Raw genomic sequence first — 25,019 nt, forward strand, 5'->3', positions numbered from 1 at the left:
CCACCACCCCCCAACCCACCCCCTAGCCCCCCCCCCCCCCCCCCCCTCCTTTCTCCCCCCCCCCCCCCCCCCCCCACGGCAGCTCGAGATGCCTAGGACTTGTCCTGGCCGATCCCCTGCCACCCCTCCGGGTCCACCCCTCCCGGCACAGGTGCCCCTTCGTCGTACGGCTGGCGCGTGAACACGAACGACCCGAGGTCCAGGTGGCTCACCGACCCGTCCGCGCGCCGCACGGCTCGCAGGAGTTCCCCGGCGTAGTAGCCCTCGAGCCCCGTCCACGTGCCATCGCTGTTCGCCCGGAAACGCGAGCTACGGCCATGGCCCGACAGCGGCTCCAGCGAGACTCCCCCACTGGGGGCCAGCCGCAGGGCGAAGGCGTGTGTCCCCCAGTACCACTGACCGGCCAACTCCAGCACGGAGGCGTCGACTTCCGGCAGCGGGCGCCACGGTTCGGGGAACCGGGGTTCCGCCTCGGCGACGATGCGAACGAGATCGGCACCGACCACGGCCGGCATCGGCCCGGACGTGCAGTTGGTCAGTACCACCGCAGCCACGTCGTCCTCCACGCTGATGGTGAGGTTGGCCAGGAAGCCCGGCAAGGAGCCGGAGTGCCCCACGAACAGCCGCCCGTCCCAGCGCTGGATCTGCAAACCCAGTCCGTAGGCCGAACCGTCCACGACGTCCGCGGCCTCGGCCGGCGCCGCGGGTGTCCTCATCTCCTGCACGGTCTCCGCGCTCAGCACCCTGTCGTCCCCCCTCGCCAGGAAGACGGCGAACCGTGCCAGATCACCCGTGGTGGACCAGAGCTGACCGGCAGGGGCCATCCGCCCGAGGTCTTCGGCAGGCTCGGCCAGCATCACATCGGCCCATGGATGCACCGCCCAGCCGCCGGCGTGGGGTGCCTGCGGACTCCCGGACGTACGGTCCAGACCCAGCGGTTGCAGCACCTCCCGCCGCAGCACGTCCTCCCACGGCGCACCGCGCAACTTCTCGACCAGCGCGCCGAGCAGGGTGTAGCCCGGGTTCGAGTAGTGGTGCCGACGGCCCGGCGGGTGCAGAAGCGGCTGCTCGCCCAGCACGTCGGCGAGCTCGGGCCTCAGCGAGCCCGGCGTCCGCTCCCACCACGGCGCGGGCGACTCTGCGGCCAGCCCGCCCGAGTGCGCCAGCAACTCGGCGATCGTGGCCTCGCCCGCTCCGGTACCTGGCAGGTGCTTCTCCAGCGGATCCCCGAGGTCGAGCACTCCTTCGTCGCGCAGCCGCAGGACGAGGACGGCGGTGAACGTCTTGGTGATCGAGCCGATCCGGTACTGCACGTTCTCGTCCGGGCCGTGCCCGTCTACCGAGGTCCGCGCTCCGTGCCACACGGTGCGCCCGTCCCGGACGACCGCTGCGACGAGCGACGGGGTACGCCCCTCGGCCTGAGCCACGGCGATCCGGTGCAACAGCGCCCGGCGGGTGGCGGGGAGCAGCTCTTCCTGAGATGTCGTCATGCTCCCAGTCCATCGGCCGGGGCGTCGCGCGTCGAGCGGATTTCCCCGCAGTGGGTCAGGTCTGGGCCATGTCCACGAAACGCGAGTAGTGGCCCTGGAAAGCGACGGTGATCGTCGCCGTCGGACCGTTGCGGTGCTTGGCCACGATCAGGTCCGCCTCGCCCGCGCGCGGCGACTCCTTCTCATAGGCGTCCTCTCGGTGCAGCAGGATGACCATGTCGGCGTCCTGCTCGATCGAACCTGACTCACGCAGGTCGGAGACCATCGGCTTCTTGTCGGTGCGCTGCTCGGGGCCACGGTTCAGCTGGGAGAGCGCGATGACCGGGATTTCCAGTTCCTTGGCCAGAAGCTTGAGGTTACGGGACATGTCCGAGACCTCCTGCTGACGGCTCTCCGCGCGCTTGGAGCCACCCGACTGCATCAGCTGGAGGTAGTCGATGATGACCAGCTTGAGGTCGTTGCGCTGTTTGAGACGGCGGCACTTGGCGCGGATCTCCATCATCGACAGGTTCGGGGAGTCGTCGATGTAGAGGGGAGCGGCCGAGACATCCGGCATCCGGCGGGCCAGGCGGGTCCAGTCGTCGTCCGTCATCGTGCCGGACCGCATGTGGTGCAGCGCGACGCGGGCCTCGGCGGACAGCAGACGCATCGCGATCTCGTTGCGCCCCATTTCGAGCGAGAAGATGACGCTCGGCAGGTTGCTCTTGATCGAGGCGGCCCGCGCGAAGTCCAGCGCGAGCGTCGACTTACCCATGGCGGGACGCGCCGCGATGACGATCATCTGACCGGGATGCAGCCCGTTGGTCAGCGAGTCGAAGTCCGTGAACCCCGTCGGCACACCGGTCATCTCGCCGCTGCGTGACCCGATCGCCTCGATCTCGTCGAGGGCACCCTCCATGATGTCACCGAGCGGCAGGTAGTCCTCACTGGTGCGCTGCTCAGTGACGGCGTAGATCTCCGCCTGGGCGCGGTTGACGATCTCGTCGACGTCGTCGTCGGCCGCGTACCCCATCTGCGTGATCCGTGTGCCTGCCTCCACCAGGCGGCGCAGGACGGCACGCTCGTGAACGATCTCCGCGTAGTACGCGGCGTTCGCGGCCGTCGGCACGGTCTGGACGAGAGTGTGCAGATAGGAGGCTCCGCCGACCTTGTTGATCTCGCCACGTTTGGTGAGCTCGGCGGCGATCGTGATGGGGTCGGCCGGCTCGCCCTTGGCGTAGACGTCGAGGATGGCCTGGTAGACGGTCTCGTGGGCCGGCTTGTAGAAGTCGTGGCCCTTGAGGATCTCGACGACGTCCGCAATGGCGTCCTTGGACAGGAGCATGCCGCCGAGGACGGACTGCTCCGCGTCCAGGTCCTGCGGGGGCACCCGCTCGAACGACGGCCCGCCGCCGTCCCACCCGGCACTGTCCGGACCCCGCTCGTGCTGCTCGTCGCGGCTGCGGCCGCCGTCTCCGCGGCGGCGGGAAGCGGGCAGACGATCACTGGGACCGGTGTCGGCCCACGGGTCGTCCAAGGGCTCGGAAATGCTCACCGAGCCACCTCCTCCCGTCCGCCGAGCGGACCTCGCCGTGCTCTCATTTCTACGGCACGGCACTGACAAATAGGACGCCCAACTCCGGTTCTGGCGCGTCGGTTTTGTGATGGTTCACCAGCCGACGGACGGAGGAGACGCCGGACCACCGTAGGCCTGCGGGCACCGTCAGCCAATCTGGTTATCCACAGGCCATGTGGACGACCGGCCAGATGCTGTGGAGAACTCCCCGAAACCTGTGCACGACCCGGTGGACAGCCCTGTGAACAAGCCCTCGAACCCACCTGCCAAACCCCTCTGACCTGGACCTCTGCCGTCCACTCCCTGTGCAGAAGAAAAACTTCCCCACTCAGTTCAAGATCGCTTCGAACCGTGCCCAGAAGTGCACGCGGCGAGACGGCACGTAAGGGTCATAGTCGCGTTGCATCTCTTACCTGTGGACGATTAGATTGGTGCTCATGACACAGGCTCCCGCGCGCTCCCGAACCGCCCGGCGCCGGCACAACCGAGACATCATCGCGCTGGCCGTCCCGGCCTTCGGCGCGCTCGTCGCCGAGCCCCTCTTCGTCATGGCCGACAGCGCGATCGTCGGCCATCTCGGCACCGCACAACTCGCCGGACTAGGCATCGCCTCGGCCCTGCTCACCACAGCCGTCAGCGTTTTCGTCTTCCTCGCCTACGCCACCACGGCGGCCGTGTCCCGGCGTGTCGGCGCGGGCGACCTGCAAGCCGCGATCCGCCAGGGCATGGACGGAATCTGGCTGGCGTTGCTGCTCGGTGCCGCCGTCATCGCCGTCGTCCTGCCCACGGCCCCCTCCCTCGTAGAACTCTTCGGCGCCTCCGACACCGCGGCCCCGTACGCCGTCACGTATCTGCGCATCTCCGCCCTCGGCATCCCCGCCATGCTCGTCGTACTGGCCTCAACCGGTGTCCTGCGGGGACTGCAGAACACCCGGACCCCTCTCTACGTCGCCATCGCCGGCTTCCTCGCCAACGCCGTTCTCAACGTCGTACTCGTCTACGGCGCCGGCCTCGGCATCGCGGGCTCCGCCTGGGGCACCGTCATCGCCCAGTGCGGCATGGCCGCCGTGTACCTCTGGGTGGTGATCCGCGGGGCACGCCGACACGGTGCCTCGCTGCGCCCGGATGTCGCCGGGATCAGGGCCTCCGCCCAGGCCGGGGTGCCGCTGCTGGTGCGTACCCTCTCGCTGCGGGCGATCCTCATGATCGCCACGGCTGTGGCGGCCCGGCTCGGTGACGCCGACATCGCGGCCCATCAGATCATCCTGTCCCTGTGGAGCCTGCTCGCCTTCGCCCTCGATGCCATCGCCATCGCCGGGCAGGCCATCATCGGGCGCTGCCTGGGGGCCGGCGACGCCCAGGGTGCCCGCGACGCCTGCCGCAGGATGGTGGAGTGGGGCGTCGCGGTCGGGGTCGTGCTCGGAGTGCTCGTGGTGCTCTCACGTCCGGTGTTCCTGCCCCTTTTCACCGGGGACTCCGCGGTCAAGGACACTGCCCTGCCCGCTCTCGTGATCGTGGCCGTATCGCAGCCGATCTGCGGAGTGGTCTACGTCCTGGACGGCGTTCTGATGGGTGCGGGCGACGGTCCGTATCTCGCTTGGGCGATGTTGGTCACTCTCGCGGTCTTCACTCCCGCGGCACTTCTGGTCCCGACGCTCGGTGGTGGGCTCACTGCCCTGTGGGCAGCCATGACGCTGATGATGGCGATGCGCCTGGTGACACTGTGGCTGCGAACGCGTTCGGGCCGCTGGGTCGTCACCGGCGCGACGCGCTGACCGTTTCGCATGAAACACGATGTTTCACGTGAAACTTCGGGCATGAGAGCAGCCGTCAAAAGCGGGGTCGTGAGAATCCGACCATGAAGAGGGGGCCGCATCCCCCTACCGGGAGATGCGGCCCCCTCTCATCGCTTCAGCGAGAGCAAGGCTCAGGCTGCGACGACCTCGATGCTGACCTTGGCGGCAACCTCGGGGTGCAGACGCACGGACGTCTCGTGGGCGCCCAGGGTCTTGATCGGCGAGCCCAGCTCAATGCGGCGCTTGTCGACGTCGGGACCACCGGCAGCCTTGATCGCCGAGGCGACGTCGGCCGGGGTGACGGAGCCGAAGAGACGACCGGCCTCGCCGGAGCGGACGGCCAGGCGGACCTTCACGCCTTCGAGCTGGCCCTTGACCTGGTTGGCCTGCTCGATGGTCTGGATCTCGTGGATCTTGCGAGCACGACGGATCTGCTCGACGTCCTTCTCGCCGCCCTTGGTCCAGCGGATGGCGAACTTCCGCGGGATCAGGTAGTTGCGAGCGTAACCGTCCTTGACGTCGACGACGTCGCCCGCGGCACCGAGGCCGGAGACCTCGTGGGTGAGGATGATCTTCATTAGTCGGTCACCCTTCCCTTATCGCGCGGTGGAGGTGTAGGGCAGCAGCGCCATCTCACGGCTGTTCTTCACGGCCGTGGCGACGTCACGCTGGTGCTGGGTGCAGTTACCGGTCACGCGGCGGGCACGGATCTTGCCACGGTCGGAAATGAACTTCCGCAGCATGTTCGTGTCCTTGTAGTCCACGTACGTGACCTTGTCCTTGCAGAATGCGCAGACCTTCTTCTTCGGCTTGCGCACAGGCGGCTTAGCCATGATGTTTCTCCTGTGTGATCAAGAAGTGTGAGTGGAGCGCCCTCTAGAAGGGGGGCTCGTCCGAGTAGCCGCCACCGCCGCCGGAGCCACCGCCCCAGCCGCCGCCCTGGCCGCCACCACCCTGCTGGCCACCGGCGGGAGCGCCGGTCGCCCAGGGGTCGTCGGCCGGAGCGCCGCCGCCCTGCTGGCCACCGCCGGGGCCGCCGCCCCAGCCGCCGCCACCCTGGCCGCCACCGCCACCGCCGCCGTAACCGCCCTGGCCTCCGCGGCCCTGGCCCGAGGTCTTGGTGACCTTGGCCGTGGCACTGCGCAGGCTGGCGCCGACCTCGTCGACGTCCAGCTCGTAGACCGTGCGCTTGACGCCCTCACGGTCCTCATAGGACCGCTGCTTCAGCCGGCCCTGCACGATGACGCGCATGCCTCGCTGGAGCGACTCGGCGACGTTCTCCGCCGCCTGACGCCAGACCGAGCAGGTGAGGAAGAGGCTTTCGCCGTCCTTCCACTCGTTCGTCTGACGGTCGAAGGTGCGGGGAGTCGACGCGACACGGAACTTCGCGACGGCCGCACCGGACGGGGTGAAGCGCAGCTCGGGGTCGTCGACAAGATTGCCGATGACCGTGATGACGGTCTCGCCTGCCATGGGGGAACCTCTCGGCGGGTTTGCTGCTGGCTGCTTGTGCTGCTACTCGAATCCCGGGATCGACTGAGCGGAAGGGCTCAGTGCATCTCGGGACGGAGGACCTTGGTCCGGAGGACCGACTCGTTCAGGTTCATCTGGCGGTCGAGCTCCTTGACGACCGCAGGCTCGGCCTGCAGGTCGATGACCGAGTAGATGCCCTCGGGCTTCTTCTTGATCTCGTACGAGAGACGACGACGGCCCCAGGTGTCGACCTTCTCGACCTTTCCGCCGCCGTCACGGACGACAGAGAGGAAGTTCTCGATCAGCGGGGAGACAGCACGCTCCTCGAGATCGGGGTCGAGGATGACCATCACCTCGTAGTGACGCATGTGGAACCCACCTCCTTTGGACTCAGCGGCCACGGTCGTTCCGTGGCAGGAGGGTTGCGATGCGTTGGCACCGGTATCAACGAGTAAACCAGGACCCACTGACAATCGGGCCTCCTCCGGGGAGGTGGCCCGGCCGTGGGACGGCAGCAGACACCAGTGCAGAAGGTACAGAGTACCCGTCCACCGGCTTGCGGTTGAAATCCGGCGGTGAGGGGACACAATCGGTACTCAGCGGAATGTGAAGGGCGAAGACACACTGCCTTTGGCAGGAGGTTCCCCATGGCACAGATCATGCGACCCGCCAAGCCGCGGACCGGGCTGCTGGCCACCGACGGCAAACCGCATCCCCTCCAAGACACGCTGCTCGCCGTGACCCTGGTGCTCGCGGTCCTCGCCCTCGCCACCGCGAGCTTCCGAGGGCTCCACGTCCTGACCTCGTGGGCCGGGCTGCTCGGGGTGCTGGCCGGCGGGTACGGCCAGCTCATCTCCGAGACGACACGTGAGCGCTTCGGCCTGGTGGTGGGCCTCGGAGGCGCCGCGCTCGGCCTGTACTTCGGCATCTACCACGGCGGGCTCTTCGGCTGAGCCCCCGGAGCCCGCTCCGGGCCGCCGACCGCCCCCCGGACACGCCCTTCCCTCCGCCTTCCACCCGTACGCCGAACGGGGCGCTCACGGGGCGCAGTAGGCTTCGCGCGAGAGCCGGAGCCCCTGTACCCATGGGGACACACCAGCCCGAGGAGCGCCCCGAATGAGCCTGACCCTGAGGACCATCAGTCGCGAGCAGCATCTGGCCTACATCCAGAGTCTGCCGGCGGCGAGTCACATGCAGGTCCCGGCATGGGCAGACGTGAAGGCGGAATGGCGCTCGGAGAACCTCGGCTGGTTCGACGACCGCACCGGTCATCTGGTCGGCGCAGGCCTTGTCCTGTACCGGCAGCTGCCCAAGATCAAGCGCTATCTCGCCTACCTCCCAGAGGGCCCGGTCATCAACTGGTTCGCGCCGAACCTCCAGGACTGGATGGAGCCCATGCTGGCGCACCTCAAGCAGCAGGGCGCCTTCTCGGTGAAGATGGGCCCGCCGGTGATCATCCGCCGCTGGGACGCCACGTCCATCAAGAAGGGCATCCAGGATCCCGACGTCAAGCGCCTGCGCGACATAGAGGCCGACCACATCGAGCCGCGCGCCTTCGAGGTGGCCGACAAGCTGCGCCGCATGGGCTGGCAGCAGGGCGAGGACGGCGGTGCCGGCTTCGGTGACGTGCAGCCCCGCTACGTCTTCCAGGTGCCGCTGGCCAACCGGTCCCTGGAAGAGGTCCACAAGAACTTCAACCAGCTGTGGCGCCGCAACATCAAGAAGGCCGAGAAGGCCGGCGTCGAGGTCGTCCAGGGTGGCTACCACGACCTCGAGGAGTGGCAGCGCCTGTACGAGATCACGGCCGTGCGCGACCGCTTCCGGCCGCGTCCGCTGTCGTACTTCCAGCGCATGTGGGCGGCCCTCAACAACGAGGACCCCAACCGCATGCGGCTGTACTTCGCCCGGCACAACGGGGTGAACCTGTCGGCGGCGACCATGTTGGTCGTCGGCGGGCACGTCTGGTACTCCTACGGCGCCTCCGACAACATCGGCCGCGAGGTCCGGCCCTCGAACGCGATGCAGTGGGCCATGCTGCGCGACGCCTACGCCCTGGGCGCCACCGTCTACGACCTGCGCGGCATCTCCGACTCCCTGGACGAGAACGACCACCTCTTCGGCCTGATCCAGTTCAAGGTCGGCACGGGCGGGCAGGCGGCCGAGTACCTCGGCGAGTGGGACTTCCCACTGAACAAGCTGCTCCACAAGGCGCTCGACATCTACATGTCGCGCCGCTGATCCCCTGCCCGGCGCTCCCGGCTCCAGTAGCGTCGGTGACAGCTTTCACAGCTCCACCAAGGCTTTTCCCCGCAGTCCCCGACACACCGCAGCACACCGCAGCCACGAGAAAGGTCCCAGGTCCGGCCATGGCGCTCACGCTCTACGTCGACACCGCGCGCTGGCGGGCGCACCACAAGCACGTGCAGGAGCAGTTCCCCGGGCTGGTCCCGGTCTGCAAGGGCAACGGCTACGGCTTCGGCCACGAGCGGCTGGCGGAGGAGGCCACGCGGCTGGGCTCGGACGTGCTGGCCGTCGGCACGACGTACGAGGCTGCCCGGATCAAGGACTTCTTCGGCGGTGACCTGCTGGTCCTGACGCCGTACCGGCGCGGCGAGGAGCCCGTACCGCTGCCCGACCGGGTCGTGCGCTCCGTGTCGTCCATCGACGGCGTGTACGGCCTCGTGGGCGCGCGCGTGGTCATCGAGGTGATGTCCTCGATGAAGCGGCACGGCATCAGCGAGCAGGACCTGCCGCAGCTTCACGCCGCCATAGAGAACGTCCGGCTGGAGGGCTTCGCCATCCACCTGCCGCTGGACCGTACCGACGGATCGGACGCCGTCGAGGAGGTCATCGGCTGGATGGACCGGTTGCGTGCGGCCCGGCTGCCGCTGCACACGATGTTCGTCAGCCACCTCAAGGCGGACGAACTGGCCCGGCTCCAGCAGCAGTTCCCGCAGACCCGCTTCCGCGCCCGAATCGGTACCCGGCTGTGGCTGGGGGACCACGAGGCCACCGAGTACCGCGGTGCGGTCCTGGACGTCACGCGCGTCGCCAAGGGCGAGCGATTCGGCTACCGGCAGCAGCGAGCCGCCTCCGACGGCTTCCTGGTGGTCGTGGCGGGCGGTACGTCGCACGGGGTGGGCCTGGAGGCACCGAAGGCGCTGCACGGCGTCATGCCGCGCGCCAAGGGCGTCGCCCGGGCCGGACTCGCCACGGTCAACCGCAATCTCGCGCCGTTCGTCTGGGGCGGCAAGCAGCGTTGGTTCGCGGAGCCGCCGCACATGCAGGTCTCGATCCTGTTCGTGCCCTCGGACGCGCCGGAGCCCAAGGTCGGTGACGAACTGGTGGCCCATCTGCGGCACACCACCACGCAGTTCGACCGGATCGTCGACCGCTGACGGCTGGGCCGGCATTCGGATCCGGCAACAGCGAAAAGGCCGTACACGCTGTCCCGTGTACGGCCTTCCCCATGGCTTACGGCGTCCGGTCCACACCAGGGCTCTGTTCGCTCAGAGCGAACCATCCGTCTGCTGTCCCACGCCCCACTGCACCCGGGATGTCTCGTAGTGAGCCGTGTGCCGCGGTGCATGAGCGGCGGGCCCCAGGACGAAGACGTCCTTCGCACCGTCGAGCACACCACCCGACGGGTCGTCGTCGCCCGTTCGCCGGACCGGGTCCCGGTCCGGCATCAGAATGTCGCGCACGACCATGACACACAGGAACAGCGTCCCCAGCAGGTGTACGCCGATGGCCCAGTGGTAGCCGTCCGTCGGCAGGCCTTTGTGAGCGTCGCCGCTGGTCGTGTACGCGAGATACATCCAGATGCCCAGGAAGTAGACGACCTCGCACGCCTGCCAGATCAGGAAGTCGCGCCACTTCGGCCGGGCCAGCGCCGCCAGCGGAACCAGCCACAGCACGTACTGCGGTGAATAGACCTTGTTGGTGAGGATGAACGCCGCGACGATCAGGAAGGCGAGCTGGGCGAACCGCGGACGCCTGGGGGCGGTCAGAGTGAGCGCCGCGATACCTCCGCAGCACAACACCATCAGGAGCGTGGCCAGCGTGTTGACGGTCTCGGTGCCGGGCGGGTTGTCGGAGTTCTGGGCCAGGATCAGCCAGAAGGATCCGAAGTCGACCCCGCGTTCCTGGCTGAACGTGTAGAACTTCGACCAGCCGTCGAAAGCGAAGAGCATCACCGGCAGGTTCACTACGAGCCAGGCGACGGCCGCACCCCCCAGGGCCTTCCCGAAGTCACGCCACTTGCCCGCACGCCAGCACAGCACGAGCAGCGGGCCCAGGATCAGGAAGGGATAGAGCTTCGCGGCCGTGGCAAGCCCCAGCAGAATGCCGAAGGCCAACGGACGCCCCCGCGACCACATCAGGATCGCGGCGGACGTCAGAGCGACCGCCAGCAGGTCCCAGTTGACGGTCGCGGTCAGCGCCAAGGCCGGCGCAAGGGCGACCAGCAGGCCGTCCCAGGGGCGCCGCGCGTGCGTACGGGTCACGCATACGGCGATGACGACGGCACACACCATGAGCATCCCGGCATTGACCATCCAGTACCACTGTTCCTGGTCCTGGATGGAGCCGTCGCCCGGCGTGAGCCAGGACGCGACCTCCATGAAAACGCCGGTCAGCACCGGGTATTCGAGGTACTCCATGTCACCCGGCAGCTTGTCGAAGTACGGCACAAGCCCGTCGACGAACCCGCGCCCCTGGTAGAGGTGCGGGATGTCCGAGTAACACGCATGCGTGTACTGGGAGCTGGCACCGAAGAACCAGGCACCGTTGTAACAGGGCGCTTTCTGGACCAGGCCGAGGGCGAACATGCCGATCACCACAAGAGCGATCACCCGCACGGGAGTCCACCAGGACGTCCCGAGCAGGGCACGTCGGCCGATAGGGCCGCCGATCAGCTCGCTGCCGGCGGCGGCGACCGTGTCCTCCTTGGTCGGCTGCGCCTGGTCCGGCTCGTGCGCGCTCGCTGGCGTCGATTCTGCACTGGGCATGGGGCACATCCTGCCGTACGTACCTGGGAATACGCCGGGGCCGCCGCACCCTCGTGGATGCAGCGGCCCCTGTTTCACGTGAAACCTGCGGGCGTTTCACGTGAAACGCCCATGCCGGGCAACTCTTCGGCTAACCGTTCGAGCCCCAGATGGTGTTTCCCTGACTGTTCCCGTCTCCGTTGCCGTCGCCGTTGTCCTCCGTCTCGGTGGCCGTCGGTGACGGTGCCCCGCTTCCGTCCGAGCCGCCCGGGCCGTTGCCGGAGTCGTCACTGCCGCCATCATTCCCGTTGTTGCAGTTCAAATCCCAGACGCCGCACGTCGACGTCGGTGCGGACGGTGTGGGGCTGGTCTCCGTCTGGCTCGGCGACGGGCTCGGCGAGGGGCTCGCCTCCTCCGTCTCGGAGGCAGAGGGCGAGGGAGAGGGAGACGGGCTTGGCGGCGGGGTGTCGTTGACGACCTCGCCGATGGGCTCCGGCTTCGGGAACTTCTCCGCCTTCGTGCCCTTCAGCGCGTCTTCCATGTAGTCCTTCCAGATGTGGGACGGGAACGACGCGCCGTGGATCTCCTTCTCACCGCCCGTTCCGTACATCTCCAGGAACGCCCGCTCCTTGACGGACTCGTCGTCCGGGTAGCGGAACATGCTGATCGCGGTCGACAGCTGCGGCGTGTAACCGACGAACCAGGCGGACTTGTTGCCGTCCGTGGTACCGGTCTTCCCCGCCACCTCGCGTCCGGGCAGCTGGGCGTTGGTACCCGTCCCCTCCTCGACGACGGTTTTCAGAATGTCCGTGACGTTGTCCGCGACCTGAGCGGTGAACGCCTGCTCGGTCTCGACCTTGTGCGTGTAGATCGTGCCGCTCTTGTCCGTCACCTTGGTCACGGAGTAGGGCTCGCTCTGCTTGCCGCTCGCCGCGAACGTCGCGTACGCGTCCGCCATACGGATGGCACTCGGAGACGAGACGCCGATGGAGAACGACGGGTAGCCGGCACCCGCCAGGCTGTCCTCGAGAAGGCCCGCATCAACGGCGGCCTCCTTCACCTTGTCCAGACCGACGTCCATGCCGAGCTGCACGAAGGCAGAGTTCGACGACTCCCGCATCGCCTCACGGAGGGTGATCTTGTAGTCCGGCGCATCGCCCAGTGACACCTTGCCGTCATTCCTCTGGAGCCACTGCTCACCGTCCTCGTTCTTCCAGATCGTCCCGTCGTATTCCTTGATCTTGAGGTCGTTCTTGCCGCTGTAGAGGCTCTTGGGGGAGACGATCGTGCGTTCGTCCTGGGACTGCGTCGGCCCGAGGTCGGGATCGCGCACGCCCCAGTTCATCGCCGCCGCCAGCACGAAGGGCTTGAACGTCGAACCTACCTGGGCACCGGTCACGTCGGCGTTGTTGGTGAAGTGCTTGGTGGCGTCCTCTCCACCGTAAACAGCCTTGATGGCGCCGGTTTCGGGATCCACGGACGCCCCGCCGAACTGAACGTGCGTGTCCTTGTCGGGACGCTTCTTGGGGTCGATCTTCTCCTTGTAGACCTTCTGCACCGCGGATTCGAGAGCCTCGACCTTCTTCTTGTCGAAGGTCGTGTAGATCGAGTAGCCGCCCCTCTCCATCTGCTGCTCCGAAACCACGCCGTTCCTGACCACGGACGACTTGGCAAGCCTGACGAGGTAACCGATCTGGCCGCCCAGCTGCGCGTTCGACTGCGGGTTCCGCACGGTGGGAAGGTCGGTGTACTTGTCCCGCTCCTCCTGGCTCAGATGTTCGTACTCCACCATCTTGTCGAGGGTGTCCTGCATCTGCCGCTTGGCACGCTCGCTGTTGGCCTCGGGAGTCGCGGCCGGGTCGATCGAAGTCGAGCCCGCCGGGTCGTAGTACGTGGCGCCCTTGAGCATCGCCGACAGGAAGGCGCACTGTCCCGCGTTGAGGTCGACGGCATCCACGTTGAAGTACGCCCGCGCCGCAGCCTGGATCCCGTAGGCGCCGCGGCCGTAGTACGCGGAGTTCAGGTAACCCTCGAGGATCTTGTCCTTCGGTTCCTTGGCGCCGACCTTGATCGAGACGAAGATCTCCTTGACCTTGCGGGAGATCGTCTGCGACTGGTCGTTCAGCATCGCGTTCTTCACGTACTGCTGGGTGATGGTGGAACCACCCTGCGTATCGCCACCCTTGGCCATGTTGAACACGGCTCGGGCGATGCCCTTGGGGTCGATGCCGCTGTCGGAGTAGAAGGTCTTGTTCTCCTGGGAGATGACGGCGTTGCGCATCTCCTTGGGAATCTGCGCGAAGCTGATGCTCTGACGGTTGCGCTCACCGCCCGTGGCGACCATCTGGGTGCCGTCGGCCCAGTAGTAGACGTTGTTCTGGGCCTCCGCGATCTTGGCGACATCAGGGATGCCCACCATGGCGTAGGCGATGCCCGCGGCGGCCACCATGGTGCCGAAGAACCCGACGCACAACCCGGAGACGAGTTTCCAGGAGGGCACCCAACGGTGCCATCCGTCCTTGTCGCGGCGCGGGTAATCGATCATCCGCTTCTTGCCGGACGCTGCCGCACGGCCCCGTCCGGCCCCTCCAGGGCCGCCGGGAGCGGCCCGCCGGCCTCCGCGAGACGGCTCGGCCACTCTGCGCCGACCGCCCCCGCTGCGCTGTGCCGCGCGCCGGGCTTCGGCACGACTCCCGTACGGACGCTCCTCGTCCTCCGGACCGTACGAGCCGGACGGAGACCCTGTGGCGCCTCGCGGTGCCGCACGGCGGCCGGAGGACGAGCCGGACTGGCCGCGTCGGGCCGCGGCACGTCCGCCTCCCTGCGGCGGCGGCGGTTTGCGACGGTGCTCGCTCATCGAACGACTACTCCTCGGGCAGGCGCACCTTTGCGCGCCTGGTAAAGGCGGCTGTTTTCCGGTCCCCCCGAAGTACGGATGCGGCCCCTCCCGCATTCACCCGTACTGCACCAGGGACAGGGACGCCCCCAGGCGTCACTCGGTTCCCGGTGGTCTGCATGGCGCACAGACTACGCACCGTCAAAACCCCCGAGCCCCGAAGTTCACCTCAAATCAGGCAACTTGCTCTCGATGAATCCCTGATGTGATCCCGTTCACCGGCCCCCCTCTTGTCGCACGAGGAAGCTCGTTCTATCGTGCTGATGTATCGAGTCGATACATCAGCGCGGCATAAGGACGAGAGGAGGCGACGATGAGCCGACGATCCGGCATCCTCGAGTTCGCTGTACTCGGCCTGCTCCGCGAATCCCCGATGCACGGCTATGAGCTGCGTAAACGGCTCAACACGTCACTGGGTGTGTTCCGGGCGTTCAGCTACGGGACGCTCTACCCCTGCCTCAAGACGCTGGTCGCCAATGGCTGGTTGATCGAGGAACCGGGGAACGTCGGCGAGGCCGCCGCTTCCCTCACGGGACGCCGCGCCAAGATCGTCTACCGGTTGACGGCCGACGGTAAGGAACACTTCGAGCAGCTCCTCTCCCAGACGGGCCCGGACGCGTACGAGGACGAGACCTTCGCCGCTCGCTTCGCGTTCTTCGGCCAGACGTCGCGCGACGTGCGCATGCGCGTGCTCGAGGGCCGGCGCAGCCGGCTGGAGGAGCGCCTGGAGAAGATGCGGGCCTCCCTGGCCCGCACCCGGGAGCGACTCGACGACTACACGCTTGAGCTCCAGCGCCACGGAATGGAGTCCGTGGAGCGCGAGGTGCGCTGGCTGAACGAGCTCATCGAGAGTGAGCGGGCGGGGCGGGACCTACGGGGTTCCGCTTCGGAGGGGACCGCTCAACAGGACACGACATCTGGAGCGACGGGCGGCCTGCCCCGGTCCGGGGACGACCCCCGGCCGGATACGCCCGGCGACACCGCCACGTGAGCGCCCAGTCAGGGCCTCACTCGTACACACAGGGAGCAACCGGAATGGGTTCGGTTCGCGTAGCCATCGTCGGTGTGGGCAACTGCGCCGCATCGCTGGTGCAGGGCGTCGAGTACTACAAGGACGCCGACCCGGCGGCCAAGGTCCCGGGCCTGATGCACGTCCAGTTCGGCGACTACCACGTCCGTGACATCGAGTTCGTCGCCGCCTTCGACGTGGACGCCAAGAAGGTCGGCCTGGATCTCGCGGACGCCATCGGCGCCTCCGAGAACAACACCATCAAGATCTGCGACGTCCCGAACAGCGGTGTCCAGGTCCAGCGCGGCCACACCCTCGACGGTCTCGGCAAGTACTACCGCGAGACCATCGAGGAGTCCGCCGAGGAGCCGGCCGACATCGTCCAGGTCCTCAAGGACAAGCAGGTCGACGTCCTCGTCTGCTACCTGCCCGTCGGCTCCGAGGACGCGGCGAAGTACTACGCCCAGTGCGCCATCGACGCCAAGGTCGCCTTCGTCAACGCCCTCCCGGTCTTCATCGCCGGCACCAAGGAGTGGGCGGACAAGTTCACCGAGGCGGGCGTCCCGATCGTCGGCGACGACATCAAGTCGCAGGTCGGCGCCACCATCACGCACCGCGTCATGGCGAAGCTGTTCGAGGACCGGGGTGTGATCCTGGACCGCACGATGCAGCTGAACGTCGGCGGCAACATGGACTTCAAGAACATGCTCGAGCGCGACCGCCTCGAGTCGAAGAAGATCTCCAAGACGCAGGCCGTCACCTCCCAGATCCCCGACCGGGACATGGGCGAGAAGAACGTCCACATCGGCCCGTCCGACTACGTGGCCTGGCTGGACGACCGCAAGTGGGCCTATGTCCGCCTGGAGGGCCGCGCGTTCGGTGACGTCCCGCTGAACCTGGAGTACAAGCTCGAGGTCTGGGACTCCCCGAACTCGGCGGGTGTCATCATCGACGCCCTGCGCGCCGCGAAGATCGCCAAGGACCGCGGCATCGGCGGTCCGATCCTGTCGGCGTCGAGCTACTTCATGAAGTCCCCGCCCGTGCAGTACTTCGACGACGAGGCCCGCACCAACGTCGAGAAGTTCATCGCCGGCGAGGTCGAGCGCTGACAAGCGCGGACTCCGGTCCGTCGGAGGTCCCCGGGTCGCATGACCCGGGGACCTTTCCCGTATGTGAGGCTGTGCCCCATGGCCGTCGTCCGTGACCTGCGCGTCCTGCTGCGCCTGAAGGGCTTTCGGCGCCTGCTCGCCGTACGCCTGCTCTCCCAGGGCGCCGACGGCGTCTACCAGGTCGCGCTCGCCGCCTACGTCGTCTTCTCCCCGGAGAAGCAGACCTCGCCCGCCGCGATCGCCTCCGCGATGGCGGTCCTGCTGCTGCCGTACTCCCTGGTGGGCCCCTTCGCCGGCGTCCTGCTGGACCGCTGGCGCCGCCGCCAGGTCTTCCTGTACGGCAACCTGCTGCGCGCCGCGCTGGCCTCGGTGACGGCCGTACTGATCCTCGCATCCGTCCCGGACTGGCTCTTCTACGTCTCGGCCCTCTGCGTCACCGCCGTCAACCGCTTCGTCCTCGCGGGCCTGTCCGCCGCGCTGCCACGCGTGGTCGACACCGACCGCCTGGTGATCGCCAACTCGCTCTCCCCGACCGCCGGTACCCTCGCCGCGACGGCGGGCGGCGGCCTCGCCTTCGTCGTACGTCTCGTGTTCGCGGACTCCGATGCCGCAGTGGTGCTGCTCGGGGCCGCCCTGTACCTGTGCGGAGCGCTGGCATCACTGCGCATCGCCGTGGAACTGCTGGGTCCCGACCCCACCCGCGTGCCGCCCCGACTGGCCTCGGCGCTCGCAGGCACCGCCCGCGATCTCGTGGCAGGAGTACGTCATCTCGCGGCCCCCGCACGCCGGGAAGCGGCTTGGTCACTGGCGGGCATGACGCTGATGAGGTTCTGCTACGGAGCCCTGCTGGTCATGCTGCTGATGCTGTGCCGGTACGCCCTGACCTCGGACACGGACGAGGGGCTCGCCCTGCTGGGGCTGGCGCTGGGCGTCTCCGGCGCCGGGTTCTTCGCGGCCGCGGTGGTCACCCCGTGGGCGGCGGGGCGGCTCGGGCCCGGCCGCTGGATGGCCGTGTGCGCGGCGGCCGCCACGGTGCTGGTCCCTGCACTCGGTCTGCCGTTCGCCACCGTGCCGCTGCTCGCCGCGGCGTTCGCCCTGGGTCTGACGACGCAGGGAGCGAAGATCGCGACCGACACGGTCGTACAGTCCTCGGTCGACGACGCCTTTCGCGGCCGGATCTTTTCCGTCTACGACGTGTTGTTCAACGTCGCCTTCGTCGGCGCCGCCGGGGTGGCCGCGCTGATGCTGCCGCCGGACGGCCGTTCGGTACCGCTGGTCGTGACAGTCACGGTGATCTACGGAGCGGTCGCGGCCGCTATGGCCCGGTTCGAAAGCCAGTAAGTGTCACACCGATGCCACGAAGTCTCAGCGAAATACAGAGATGTCAGTGGGGGGCGATAGCTTACGTGCGTTTTATTCGCGACCCGTTCGCTACACCGTCCCTATGCTTCAGGGGCCCCAGTGACCACTCCGCCGCCCCAGGGCAATCCATTCGCGCAGGGCCGGTCGGTGGTTTCATCGCGCGCCGGGACGACGCCGACCAGGCCGGCGTGGGTGACTGCCTGAAGTCCGCGCGTCGTCTTCCGACCGCATGGAGGTGGTGGACTGCTCCTCGGCGGATGCCGAGGCCAAGGTCATTGAGAAGATCAAGGACCACCACACGCAGTTCACTGCTGAGTCCGCATGCAGCAAGGTCGAGGGCGCCACCGGCTTCTACGCGGAGACGGGCGACGGGCGACGGGCGACGGGCGACGGGCGACGGGCGACGGGGAAAGAGTTCCTGCTCTGCCTCACCAACGTCTGAGCCACCCCGTAGCGAGACGCAGGGGCGGTGTTTCACGTGAAACATCGCCCCTGCCGCGTCAGGCCGGGTCATGTTTCACGTGAAACATGACCCGCTCTCCGCTACTCACGCCTCCTGCTCGGCCCACCACTGCTTGAGTGCCGCCACCGCCGCCTCGTGCCCCATCGGCCCGTGCTCCAGGCGAAGCTCCAGCAAATGCTTGTAGGCCTGGCCCACGGCCGGCCCGGGGTGGATGCCGAGGATGTCCATGATCTGGTTGCCGTCCAGGTCCGGACGGATCGCGTCCAGCTCCTCCTGCTCCTGCAGCTGCGCGATCCGCTCCTCCAACCCGTCGTACGCACGCGAGAGCGCCGAGGCCTTGCGCTTGTTGCGGGTCGTGCAGTCCGAACGGGTCAGCTTGTGGAGCCGGTCAAGCAGAGGGCCGGCGTCCCGGACGTACCGGCGGACGGCGGAGTCCGTCCACTCGCCCGTGCCGTAGCCGTGGAAACGCAGGTGCAGCTCCACCAGGCGCGAGACGTCCTTCACCAGGTCGTTGGAGTACTTGAGCGCGGTCATGCGCTTCTTCGTCATCTTGGCCCCGACCACTTCATGGTGGTGGAACGAGACCCGGCCGTCCTTCTCGAACCGGCGTGTGCGCGGCTTGCCGATGTCGTGCAGCAGGGCGGCCAGGCGGAGGGTCAGGTCGGGACCCTCGCTCTCCAGCGCCATCGCCTGCTCCAGAACGATGAGTGTGTGGTCGTAGACGTCCTTGTGCCGGTGGTGCTCGTCCCGCTCCAGGCGCAGCGCCGGCAGTTCGGGCAGGACCCGCTCGGCGAGGCCCGTCTCCACCAGCAGACTCAGGCCCTTGCGCGGGTGAGAGGAGAGAACGAGCTTGTTCAGCTCGTCCCGGACCCGCTCGGCCGAGACGATGTCGATGCGCCCGGCCATGTCCTTCATGGCAGCGACCACTTCGGGAGCCACCTCGAAGTCGAGCTGCGCGGCGAAGCGTGCGGCCCGCATCATCCGGAGCGGGTCGTCCGAGAAAGACTCCTCGGGGGTGCCGGGAGTACGCAGCACCCGCGCCGCGAGGTCGTCGAGACCGCCGTGCGGATCGATGAACTTCTTCTCCGGGAGCGCGACGGCCATGGCGTTCACGGTGAAGTCCCGCCGGACGAGGTCCTGCTCGATGGAGTCGCCGTAGGACACCTCGGGCTTGCGCGAGGTCCGGTCGTAGGCTTCCGACCGGTAGGTGGTCACCTCGATCTGAAAGCTTCGATCAGTGTCTCCGTCACGGGCGTCCTTCTGCGCACCGACCGTGCCGAAGGCGATTCCGACCTCCCAGACGGCATCCGCCCACGGCCGGAGGATCTTCAGGACGTCCTGCGGGCGGGCGTCGGTCGTGAAGTCCAGGTCGTTGCCGAGCCGGCCGAGCAACGCGTCCCGGACCGAGCCACCCACCAGGGCGAGAGAGAACCCGGCCTCCTGGAAGCGGCGGGCGAGGTCGTCGGCGACAGGGGCGACCCGCAGCGGTTCACTCACCGCGCGGTCCTCGTCCTGGCTCAGGGCACTGGGGTTGACTTCGTTGGCGTTCGGCACAACAGAACAGGGTACGTGGCCCGGGCGGACACCGGCGCCCCCATTGATCACGCAACGAATCCCCCACTCGTGCAGCGCTCCCTTTATAGGCGCACATACGGTGCGGCTCCGTCCGGTGGCGGATCTTGTGGCGTACTCCGCGGCACTTCCCCTCGGCCCGCATCGTTACCATGCGTGGACGCACATTCCGACGACCACTGACGACGACGAGGGACGGGCGAGCGCGTGGCCGAGGCGGCAGACTTCCAGGGGACCAGTCCCTCACCTGCCCGCCGGTGGCTACGGCGCACCACGGCGCTGCTCGCCGGGGCGCCCCTGGTGGCCGGTCTGCTCCAGCTGCCGGCCGCGGGCTCGGCACACGCCGACGGGCCGTCCCTCGCCAAGGCCGACGCCGATGCGGGTTCGGTGGCCGTCGCCGTCGACTCGCTCACCCCCTCCGCACCCACGGACGGGGACACGGTGACCGTGTCCGGCACCGTGACGAACAACGGCAAGCAGACCGTCACCGACGCCCACGTGGGGCTACGCGTGGGCCCTGAGGTCAATACCCGTTCGTCCGTCGACGCGATCGCCAAGGACGGCGACGATCTCCGCCGATCCATCGCCCCGGAGATCGACGACCAGTACACCGAGAAGTTCTCCAAGCTCACTCCCGGTGTCGCCGAGCACTTCAACATCTCCGTACCGGTCGACGACCTGAACCTCGGCGAGGACGGCGTCTACGAGTTCGCCGTCTCGCTCTCCGGGGAGACCTCCTCGCAGCCGTGGGAGCGGATCCTTGGCATCCAGCGGACCTTCCTGCCCTGGCAGCCCGACGGGGCCGCCCCCAGGACGAAGACGACGGCTCTGTGGCCGCTCGTGTCGACCACCCACATGGCCGCCGAGACGGGACCGAACGAGGAGCAGACACCGGTCTTCCTCAACGACGACCTGGCCAAGGAGATCTCCCCCGGGGGCCGCCTGAACCAGATGGTGACGCTGGGGAAGGAGCTCGACGTCACCTGGGTGGTCGACCCGGACCTGCTGGCCTCCGTCGACGCCATGACGGGCAGCTACCGCGTCCGGGACGGCGACAAGACCGTCGCCGGCGCGCACCAGGCGGTCGCCAAGCAGTGGCTCGCCGAGCTGCAGGACGCGGTGGCCGACGAGGAGGTCGTCGCCCTGCCCTTCGCCGACCCCGACCTGGCATCCCTGGCCCACAACGGCACGGACGTCACCGGCTCGCTGAACCAGCTGAAGAGCGCCACGGACGTCATCAGCAACACGGTCGAGCCGATCCTCCATGTAAAACCCAGCACCGACTTCGCCTGGCCCGTGGACGGAGCCGTCGACCGGTCGATCGTCAAGGTCGCCACCTCAGCGGGCGCCGACAACGTGATCGTCCGCAGCGACAGTCTCCAGGAGACCCGTGGTCTGCCCTACACGCCCTCCGCGGCCCGCCCCATCGGCGGCGGCACGACCGCCGTCGTCACGGACGCCCGGCTGTCCAAGGCGTTCGAGGGCGATCTGACGAAGGCATCCGCGTCCACACTCGCGGTGCAGCGGTTCCTCGCTCAGAGCCTGGCCCTGAATCTCCAGACCGGCGAGCAGCGCAGCGTGGTCGTCGCCCCACAGCGCATGCTCTCCGGGAGCCAGGCACGCGCGATGGCCGACGCGCTGCGGGCGCTGCAGGGCGGCACCTGGTCCGAGTCCCAGAAGCTGGCGGCGGCCGCCGCGGCCAAGCCGGACCCGGAGGCCACCACGGAGGTACCGGCAACCTCGTCCTACCCCGCGGCGCTGCGCAAGAAGGAGCTGCCCCGGTCGGCGTTCGTGCAGATCGCCCGGACCCAGGACACGCTCGACAACTTCAAGGTCGTCCTGTCGGACCCGTCCCGGGTGGTGACCCCGTTCGGACGCGCACTGAACAGGGACATGTCCGCGTCGTGGCGAGGCCGGGCCGACGAGGCGGAGTCCTTCCGCGCCGACGTGAAGTCGTACCTCGACGGGCTGACCGGCCGGGTCAGACTGATCGACAAGTCGGAGACGAAGCTCTCCGGCCGCAGCGCCACGATCCCCGTGACGGTGCAGAACAACCTGGTACAGGACGTGGGCCCCCTGGTGCTGCGGCTCACCTCCACGAACCCGACGCGCCTCGAGATCGACGGCGCCGACTACCAGGAGCAGCCGATCTCGGTCTCCGGCGGGCACAGCCAGTCGGTGAAGTTCACCACGTCGGCCAACGCCAACGGCCGGGCGACGGTGATCGCCCAGCTGTACACGACGGACGGGCGGAAGTACGGCGAGCCCGTTACCTTCGACGTGAAGGTCACCGAGATCACCGCCACCGTGATGCTCGTCATCGGCGGCGGTGTCCTGCTGCTCGTACTCGCCGGCTTCCGGATGTACACGCAGCGCAAGCGGGCCGCGGCCCGCAACGCCGAGAAGGGCGAGGACGACGAGACGGAGGAGCCCGGGGAATCCGAGGACGGTCCGGAGAACCCGGAAGGCTCCGACGAACGTCTCAAGGAGGAGTCCGAGACGGAGGCGTCCGAGGCACGCCCGCGGGCAGGCGCCCCGGAGCAGCCGAGTGACCCGACACCGGACACCGCAGCGGAAAACGCCGACCCGTCCGGCACGGGTGAGAGAGTGGACCGTTGAGGATGTCGTGGCCGGTGGGCCCGGGACGATGAGGTGGGGTAACCATGAACGCGCCGTACGACGGTGACCGCGGTCAGACCGTGGACGGCTCGGGTCACCCCGAGGATCCGCCGCCCGGCCCCGGCCAGGCATCGCCGCAGCCGCCCGCGGACATGTATCTCCAGGACGCCTACGACCAGGATCCCTACCGGGCTCAGGACCTCTCCGCCCAGGACCCGGTCTCCGAGGCTCTCTACGACCGCGCCGCGCACCCACCCCCGCCGCCGGGCACGTACCCGCCGCAGCAGCCGCTGTACGCCCAGCCCTCCCAGTCGCCCTATTCCCCCGACCCGCACATCTGGGCCCAGACCCCGGCCCCCGAGCCCGAAGGCCCGACGCAGTACCTGCCGTACGGCGACGACCCGCGGACCACCCAGTTCGTCGGCGTGGACGACCTGGTCACCCAGGCCGGCGAGCAGCGCCACGAGCCGGACGCCTTCGCCCACCTGTTCCGCGACCAGCAGCAAGGTGGCGGCCATCCCTCGTACGACGACCACGCGTCCGTACCCGCCCCCGCTCCGCCACCGGGGCAGTACGGCGGTACACCAGGACCGGGTCAGTACGGCGGTACACCGGGGCCAGGGCAGTACGGCGGGCACCAAGATCCCGCCCCGTACGGAAACGCTCCGGCACCGGGTCAGTACGGCGGGCACCAAGGCCCCGCCCCGTACGGAAACGCTCCGGCACCGGGTCAGTACGGCGGGCATCCGGGGCCCGGCCCCTACGGGACCGCACCGGCGCACGGCCAGTACGGCGGCCCCGCTCCGGCGCCCGGACAGCACGCTGCGCCTGCGCCGGGTCAGTACGCGGTGGCTCCCACCCCGGAAGCGGCCGAGGCGCCCCTCCAGGAGCCCGAGCCCGTTTCCGCGCCGGTCGTGCCCAAGAAGGGCGGACGTGCGGGTGGCCTGCTGAAGTCCAGCGCCGTGATGGCAGCGGGCACGATGGTGTCCCGGCTCACCGGGTTCATCCGGTCCGCGATGATCGTCTCGGCTCTGGGACTCGCACTGCTGGGCGAGACCTTCCAGATCGCCTACCAGCTGCCGACGATGATCTACATCCTGACCGTCGGCGGCGGCCTCAACTCCGTGTTCGTCCCGCAGCTCGTACGCGCGATGAAGGAGGACAAGGACGGCGGCGAGGCCTACGCCAACCGGCTTCTGACCCTGGTCATGGTCGCCCTCGGGCTCCTCACCGCGCTCGGTATGCTCGCGGCGCCACTGCTGGTCCGCGCGCTGTCCGACCCCGTCGCCTCGAACCCCGCGGCCAACGAGACGGCCGTCACCTTCACCCGGTACTTCCTGCCGTCCATCTTCTTCATGGGCGTCCACGTGGTGATGGGACAGATCCTCAACGCCCGCGGCCGGTTCGGCGCGATGATGTGGACCCCGGTCCTGAACAACATCGTCATCATCGTCACGCTCGGCATGTTCATCTGGGTCTACGGCACCGCCGCCGACTCAGGTATGACGGTCGAGAGCATTCCGCCCGAGGGTGAGCGGCTCCTCGGGGTCGGCATCCTCCTCGGCCTCGTGGTTCAGGCCCTCGCGATGATCCCCTACCTGCGCGAGACCGGCTTCAGGCTCCGACTGCGGTTCGACTGGAAGGGCCACGGTCTCGGCAAGGCGGCGATGCTCGCCAAGTGGACGATCCTGTTCGTGCTCGCCAACCAGGCAGGCGCACTCGTCGTCATCCAGCTGGCCACGGCGTCGGTCACGGACGCCGACATCGCCGGCACCGGTTACAGCGCCTACGCCAACGCCCAGCTCATCTGGGGCCTGCCTCAAGCCATCATCACCGTCTCCCTGATGGCCGCCCTGCTGCCCCGCATCTCCCGCTCGGCAGCCGAGGAGGACGGCGGCGCGGTCCGGGACGACATCTCCCAGGGCCTGCGCACGACGGCCGTCGCCATCGTGCCGGTCTCGTTCGGTTTCGTCGCGCTCGGCGTCCCGATGTGCACGCTGATTTTCGGCTCCTCGGGTACAGGCGCGGCCACCAACATGGGCTACATGCTGATGGCGTTCGGCCTCGGCCTTATCCCGTACTCCGTGCAGTACGTCGTCCTGCGCGCCTTCTACGCCTACGAGGACACCCGGACGCCCTTCTACAACACCGTCATCGTGGCCGTGGTCAACGCGGCGGCCTCGGCACTGTGTTACTTCCTGCTGCCCTCGCGCTGGGCCGTCGTCGGCATGGCCGCCGCCTACGGCCTGGCCTACGTGATCGGTGTGGGCGTCGCCTGGCGCAGGCTCCGCAAGCGGCTCGGCGGGGACCTGGACGGTGCCCGGGTACTTCGGACGTACGCCCGGCTGTGCATCGCGTCCGTCCCGGCCGCCCTGCTCAGCGGTGCGGCCTGTTACGCGATCAGCCGCGCGCTCGGTCAGGGCGTGCTGGGGTCGTTCGCCGCGCTGCTCGCCGGCGGGGTGCTCCTGTTCGGTGTCTTCTTCGTCGCCGCCCGCCGGATGCGCATCGAGGAAGTCAACTCGCTGGTCGGCATGGTGCGCGGACGCCTGGGACGCTGAGAGCGGGGGTAGGCGCACAACCATCGTCTGCCGCCGTGTGTCGTGCATAGCGGCGGACTGTGGGCACAATTGGGTTCGGCGTCGGACTGCGCGCATCGGGAGCCGGCCGGCGCGCATCGATTGGGGAGG

19 protein-coding genes are annotated in these 25,019 nt (G+C 68.4%); 10 read left to right on the forward strand and 9 right to left on the reverse strand.

Features of this window, described 5'->3' with window-relative positions; genetic code table 11:
- Positions 1-92: 92 nt before the first annotated feature.
- Both ACZ7G3_RS19860 and dnaB read right to left on the reverse strand, forming a co-directional pair.
- Complete coding sequence (locus tag ACZ7G3_RS19860; protein ID WP_470927151.1) at positions 93-1,490, reverse strand: serine hydrolase domain-containing protein; 1,398 nt, start codon at positions 1,488-1,490, stop codon at positions 93-95.
- A 55-nt stretch (positions 1,491-1,545) separates the two neighbouring features.
- Positions 1,546-3,024 (reverse strand): replicative DNA helicase, encoded by a 1,479-nt coding sequence (dnaB, locus tag ACZ7G3_RS19865; protein WP_426556243.1) that lies wholly within the window; start codon positions 3,022-3,024, stop codon positions 1,546-1,548.
- 458 nt (positions 3,025-3,482) lie between these two features.
- On the opposite strand from dnaB, the gene ACZ7G3_RS19870 reads away from it, so the two are divergent.
- Entirely contained in the window at positions 3,483-4,820 is a 1,338-nt protein-coding gene (locus tag ACZ7G3_RS19870; protein ID WP_470927153.1) for an MATE family efflux transporter, read from the forward strand.
- 152 nt (positions 4,821-4,972) lie between these two features.
- Here ACZ7G3_RS19870 and rplI read toward each other — a convergent pair whose 3' ends face one another.
- From rplI to rpsF, 4 genes are all read right to left on the reverse strand, one after another.
- Positions 4,973-5,419: a 50S ribosomal protein L9 gene (rplI, locus tag ACZ7G3_RS19875; RefSeq protein ID WP_398134266.1), complete on the reverse strand. Its 447-nt coding sequence runs from the start codon at positions 5,417-5,419 to the stop codon at positions 4,973-4,975.
- A gap of 18 nt (positions 5,420-5,437) precedes the next feature.
- Entirely contained in the window at positions 5,438-5,674 is a 237-nt protein-coding gene (gene rpsR, locus ACZ7G3_RS19880; protein WP_003949403.1) for a 30S ribosomal protein S18, read from the reverse strand.
- 43 nt (positions 5,675-5,717) lie between these two features.
- Complete coding sequence (locus ACZ7G3_RS19885) at positions 5,718-6,314, reverse strand: single-stranded DNA-binding protein (protein WP_426599638.1); 597 nt, start codon at positions 6,312-6,314, stop codon at positions 5,718-5,720.
- A gap of 77 nt (positions 6,315-6,391) precedes the next feature.
- A complete protein-coding gene (rpsF, locus tag ACZ7G3_RS19890) occupies positions 6,392-6,682 on the reverse strand; it encodes a 30S ribosomal protein S6 (protein WP_077798159.1) in 291 nt (96 codons plus the stop codon).
- Positions 6,683-6,961: 279 nt separating this feature from the next.
- Here rpsF and ACZ7G3_RS19895 point away from each other — a divergent pair, with 279 nt between their 5' ends.
- The 3 genes from ACZ7G3_RS19895 to ACZ7G3_RS19905 all read left to right on the forward strand — a co-directional run bounded on the left by ACZ7G3_RS19895 (position 6,962) and on the right by ACZ7G3_RS19905 (position 9,712).
- On the forward strand, positions 6,962-7,267 hold the full coding sequence (locus tag ACZ7G3_RS19895; protein ID WP_426599637.1) for a hypothetical protein: 306 nt from the start codon (positions 6,962-6,964) through the stop codon (positions 7,265-7,267).
- A 163-nt stretch (positions 7,268-7,430) separates the two neighbouring features.
- Positions 7,431-8,552 (forward strand): peptidoglycan bridge formation glycyltransferase FemX, encoded by a 1,122-nt coding sequence (femX, locus tag ACZ7G3_RS19900; RefSeq protein ID WP_426521487.1) that lies wholly within the window; start codon positions 7,431-7,433, stop codon positions 8,550-8,552.
- A 128-nt stretch (positions 8,553-8,680) separates the two neighbouring features.
- Complete coding sequence (locus tag ACZ7G3_RS19905; RefSeq protein WP_426521488.1) at positions 8,681-9,712, forward strand: alanine racemase; 1,032 nt, start codon at positions 8,681-8,683, stop codon at positions 9,710-9,712.
- A gap of 111 nt (positions 9,713-9,823) precedes the next feature.
- On the opposite strand, the gene ACZ7G3_RS19910 is transcribed toward ACZ7G3_RS19905, so the two are convergent.
- Positions 9,824-11,332, reverse strand: coding sequence for a glycosyltransferase family 87 protein (locus tag ACZ7G3_RS19910; RefSeq protein WP_470927156.1), 1,509 nt, complete (start codon positions 11,330-11,332; stop codon positions 9,824-9,826).
- Between the two features lie 121 nt (positions 11,333-11,453).
- Positions 11,454-13,847, reverse strand: a complete 2,394-nt coding sequence (locus ACZ7G3_RS19915; protein ID WP_470927158.1) for a transglycosylase domain-containing protein — start codon at positions 13,845-13,847, stop codon at positions 11,454-11,456.
- A gap of 664 nt (positions 13,848-14,511) precedes the next feature.
- On the opposite strand from ACZ7G3_RS19915, the gene ACZ7G3_RS19920 reads away from it, so the two are divergent.
- From ACZ7G3_RS19920 to ACZ7G3_RS19935, 4 genes are all read left to right on the forward strand, one after another.
- Positions 14,512-15,189 carry a PadR family transcriptional regulator gene (locus ACZ7G3_RS19920; RefSeq protein ID WP_426521491.1) on the forward strand — a complete coding sequence of 226 codons (678 nt, stop codon included), beginning with the start codon at positions 14,512-14,514 and terminating at the stop codon, positions 15,187-15,189.
- 44 nt (positions 15,190-15,233) lie between these two features.
- Positions 15,234-16,316 (forward strand): inositol-3-phosphate synthase, encoded by a 1,083-nt coding sequence (locus tag ACZ7G3_RS19925; RefSeq protein ID WP_426599634.1) that lies wholly within the window; start codon positions 15,234-15,236, stop codon positions 16,314-16,316.
- A 78-nt stretch (positions 16,317-16,394) separates the two neighbouring features.
- A complete protein-coding gene (locus ACZ7G3_RS19930) occupies positions 16,395-17,657 on the forward strand; it encodes an MFS transporter (protein ID WP_426599633.1) in 1,263 nt (420 codons plus the stop codon).
- A 250-nt stretch (positions 17,658-17,907) separates the two neighbouring features.
- Positions 17,908-18,120 (forward strand): LppU/SCO3897 family protein, encoded by a 213-nt coding sequence (locus ACZ7G3_RS19935; RefSeq protein WP_470927160.1) that lies wholly within the window; start codon positions 17,908-17,910, stop codon positions 18,118-18,120.
- 105 nt (positions 18,121-18,225) lie between these two features.
- Here ACZ7G3_RS19935 and ACZ7G3_RS19940 read toward each other — a convergent pair whose 3' ends face one another.
- A complete protein-coding gene (locus tag ACZ7G3_RS19940) occupies positions 18,226-19,695 on the reverse strand; it encodes a CCA tRNA nucleotidyltransferase (RefSeq protein WP_426599631.1) in 1,470 nt (489 codons plus the stop codon).
- Between the two features lie 225 nt (positions 19,696-19,920).
- Between ACZ7G3_RS19940 and ACZ7G3_RS19945 the strand changes: the two genes are divergently transcribed.
- Both ACZ7G3_RS19945 and murJ read left to right on the forward strand, forming a co-directional pair.
- On the forward strand, positions 19,921-22,332 hold the full coding sequence (locus ACZ7G3_RS19945) for a DUF6049 family protein (protein ID WP_470927162.1): 2,412 nt from the start codon (positions 19,921-19,923) through the stop codon (positions 22,330-22,332).
- A 44-nt stretch (positions 22,333-22,376) separates the two neighbouring features.
- A complete protein-coding gene (murJ, locus tag ACZ7G3_RS19950) occupies positions 22,377-24,890 on the forward strand; it encodes a murein biosynthesis integral membrane protein MurJ (RefSeq protein WP_470927164.1) in 2,514 nt (837 codons plus the stop codon).
- Positions 24,891-25,019: the final 129 nt, after the last annotated feature.

The organism is Streptomyces sp. NPDC037271, from assembly GCF_055603605.1.

Excerpts from the sequence above, each read along its gene's own strand:
- ACZ7G3_RS19860 (WP_470927151.1), bottom strand. The coding sequence starts at position 1,490 with ATGACGACATCTCAGGAAGAGCTGCTCCCCGCCACCCGCCGGGCGCTG.
- ACZ7G3_RS19870 (WP_470927153.1), top strand. The coding sequence starts at position 3,483 with ATGACACAGGCTCCCGCGCGCTCCCGAACCGCCCGGCGCCGGCACAAC.
- rplI (WP_398134266.1), bottom strand. The coding sequence starts at position 5,419 with ATGAAGATCATCCTCACCCACGAGGTCTCCGGCCTCGGTGCCGCGGGC.
- rpsR (WP_003949403.1), bottom strand. The coding sequence starts at position 5,674 with ATGGCTAAGCCGCCTGTGCGCAAGCCGAAGAAGAAGGTCTGCGCATTC.
- ACZ7G3_RS19885 (WP_426599638.1), bottom strand. The coding sequence starts at position 6,314 with ATGGCAGGCGAGACCGTCATCACGGTCATCGGCAATCTTGTCGACGAC.
- rpsF (WP_077798159.1), bottom strand. The coding sequence starts at position 6,682 with ATGCGTCACTACGAGGTGATGGTCATCCTCGACCCCGATCTCGAGGAG.
- ACZ7G3_RS19895 (WP_426599637.1), top strand. The coding sequence starts at position 6,962 with ATGGCACAGATCATGCGACCCGCCAAGCCGCGGACCGGGCTGCTGGCC.
- femX (WP_426521487.1), top strand. The coding sequence starts at position 7,431 with ATGAGCCTGACCCTGAGGACCATCAGTCGCGAGCAGCATCTGGCCTAC.
- ACZ7G3_RS19905 (WP_426521488.1), top strand. The coding sequence starts at position 8,681 with ATGGCGCTCACGCTCTACGTCGACACCGCGCGCTGGCGGGCGCACCAC.
- ACZ7G3_RS19910 (WP_470927156.1), bottom strand. The coding sequence starts at position 11,332 with ATGTGCCCCATGCCCAGTGCAGAATCGACGCCAGCGAGCGCGCACGAG.
- ACZ7G3_RS19915 (WP_470927158.1), bottom strand. The coding sequence starts at position 13,847 with ATGATCGATTACCCGCGCCGCGACAAGGACGGATGGCACCGTTGGGTG.
- ACZ7G3_RS19920 (WP_426521491.1), top strand. The coding sequence starts at position 14,512 with ATGAGCCGACGATCCGGCATCCTCGAGTTCGCTGTACTCGGCCTGCTC.
- ACZ7G3_RS19925 (WP_426599634.1), top strand. The coding sequence starts at position 15,234 with ATGGGTTCGGTTCGCGTAGCCATCGTCGGTGTGGGCAACTGCGCCGCA.
- ACZ7G3_RS19930 (WP_426599633.1), top strand. The coding sequence starts at position 16,395 with ATGGCCGTCGTCCGTGACCTGCGCGTCCTGCTGCGCCTGAAGGGCTTT.
- ACZ7G3_RS19935 (WP_470927160.1), top strand. The coding sequence starts at position 17,908 with ATGGAGGTGGTGGACTGCTCCTCGGCGGATGCCGAGGCCAAGGTCATT.
- murJ (WP_470927164.1), top strand. The coding sequence starts at position 22,377 with ATGAACGCGCCGTACGACGGTGACCGCGGTCAGACCGTGGACGGCTCG.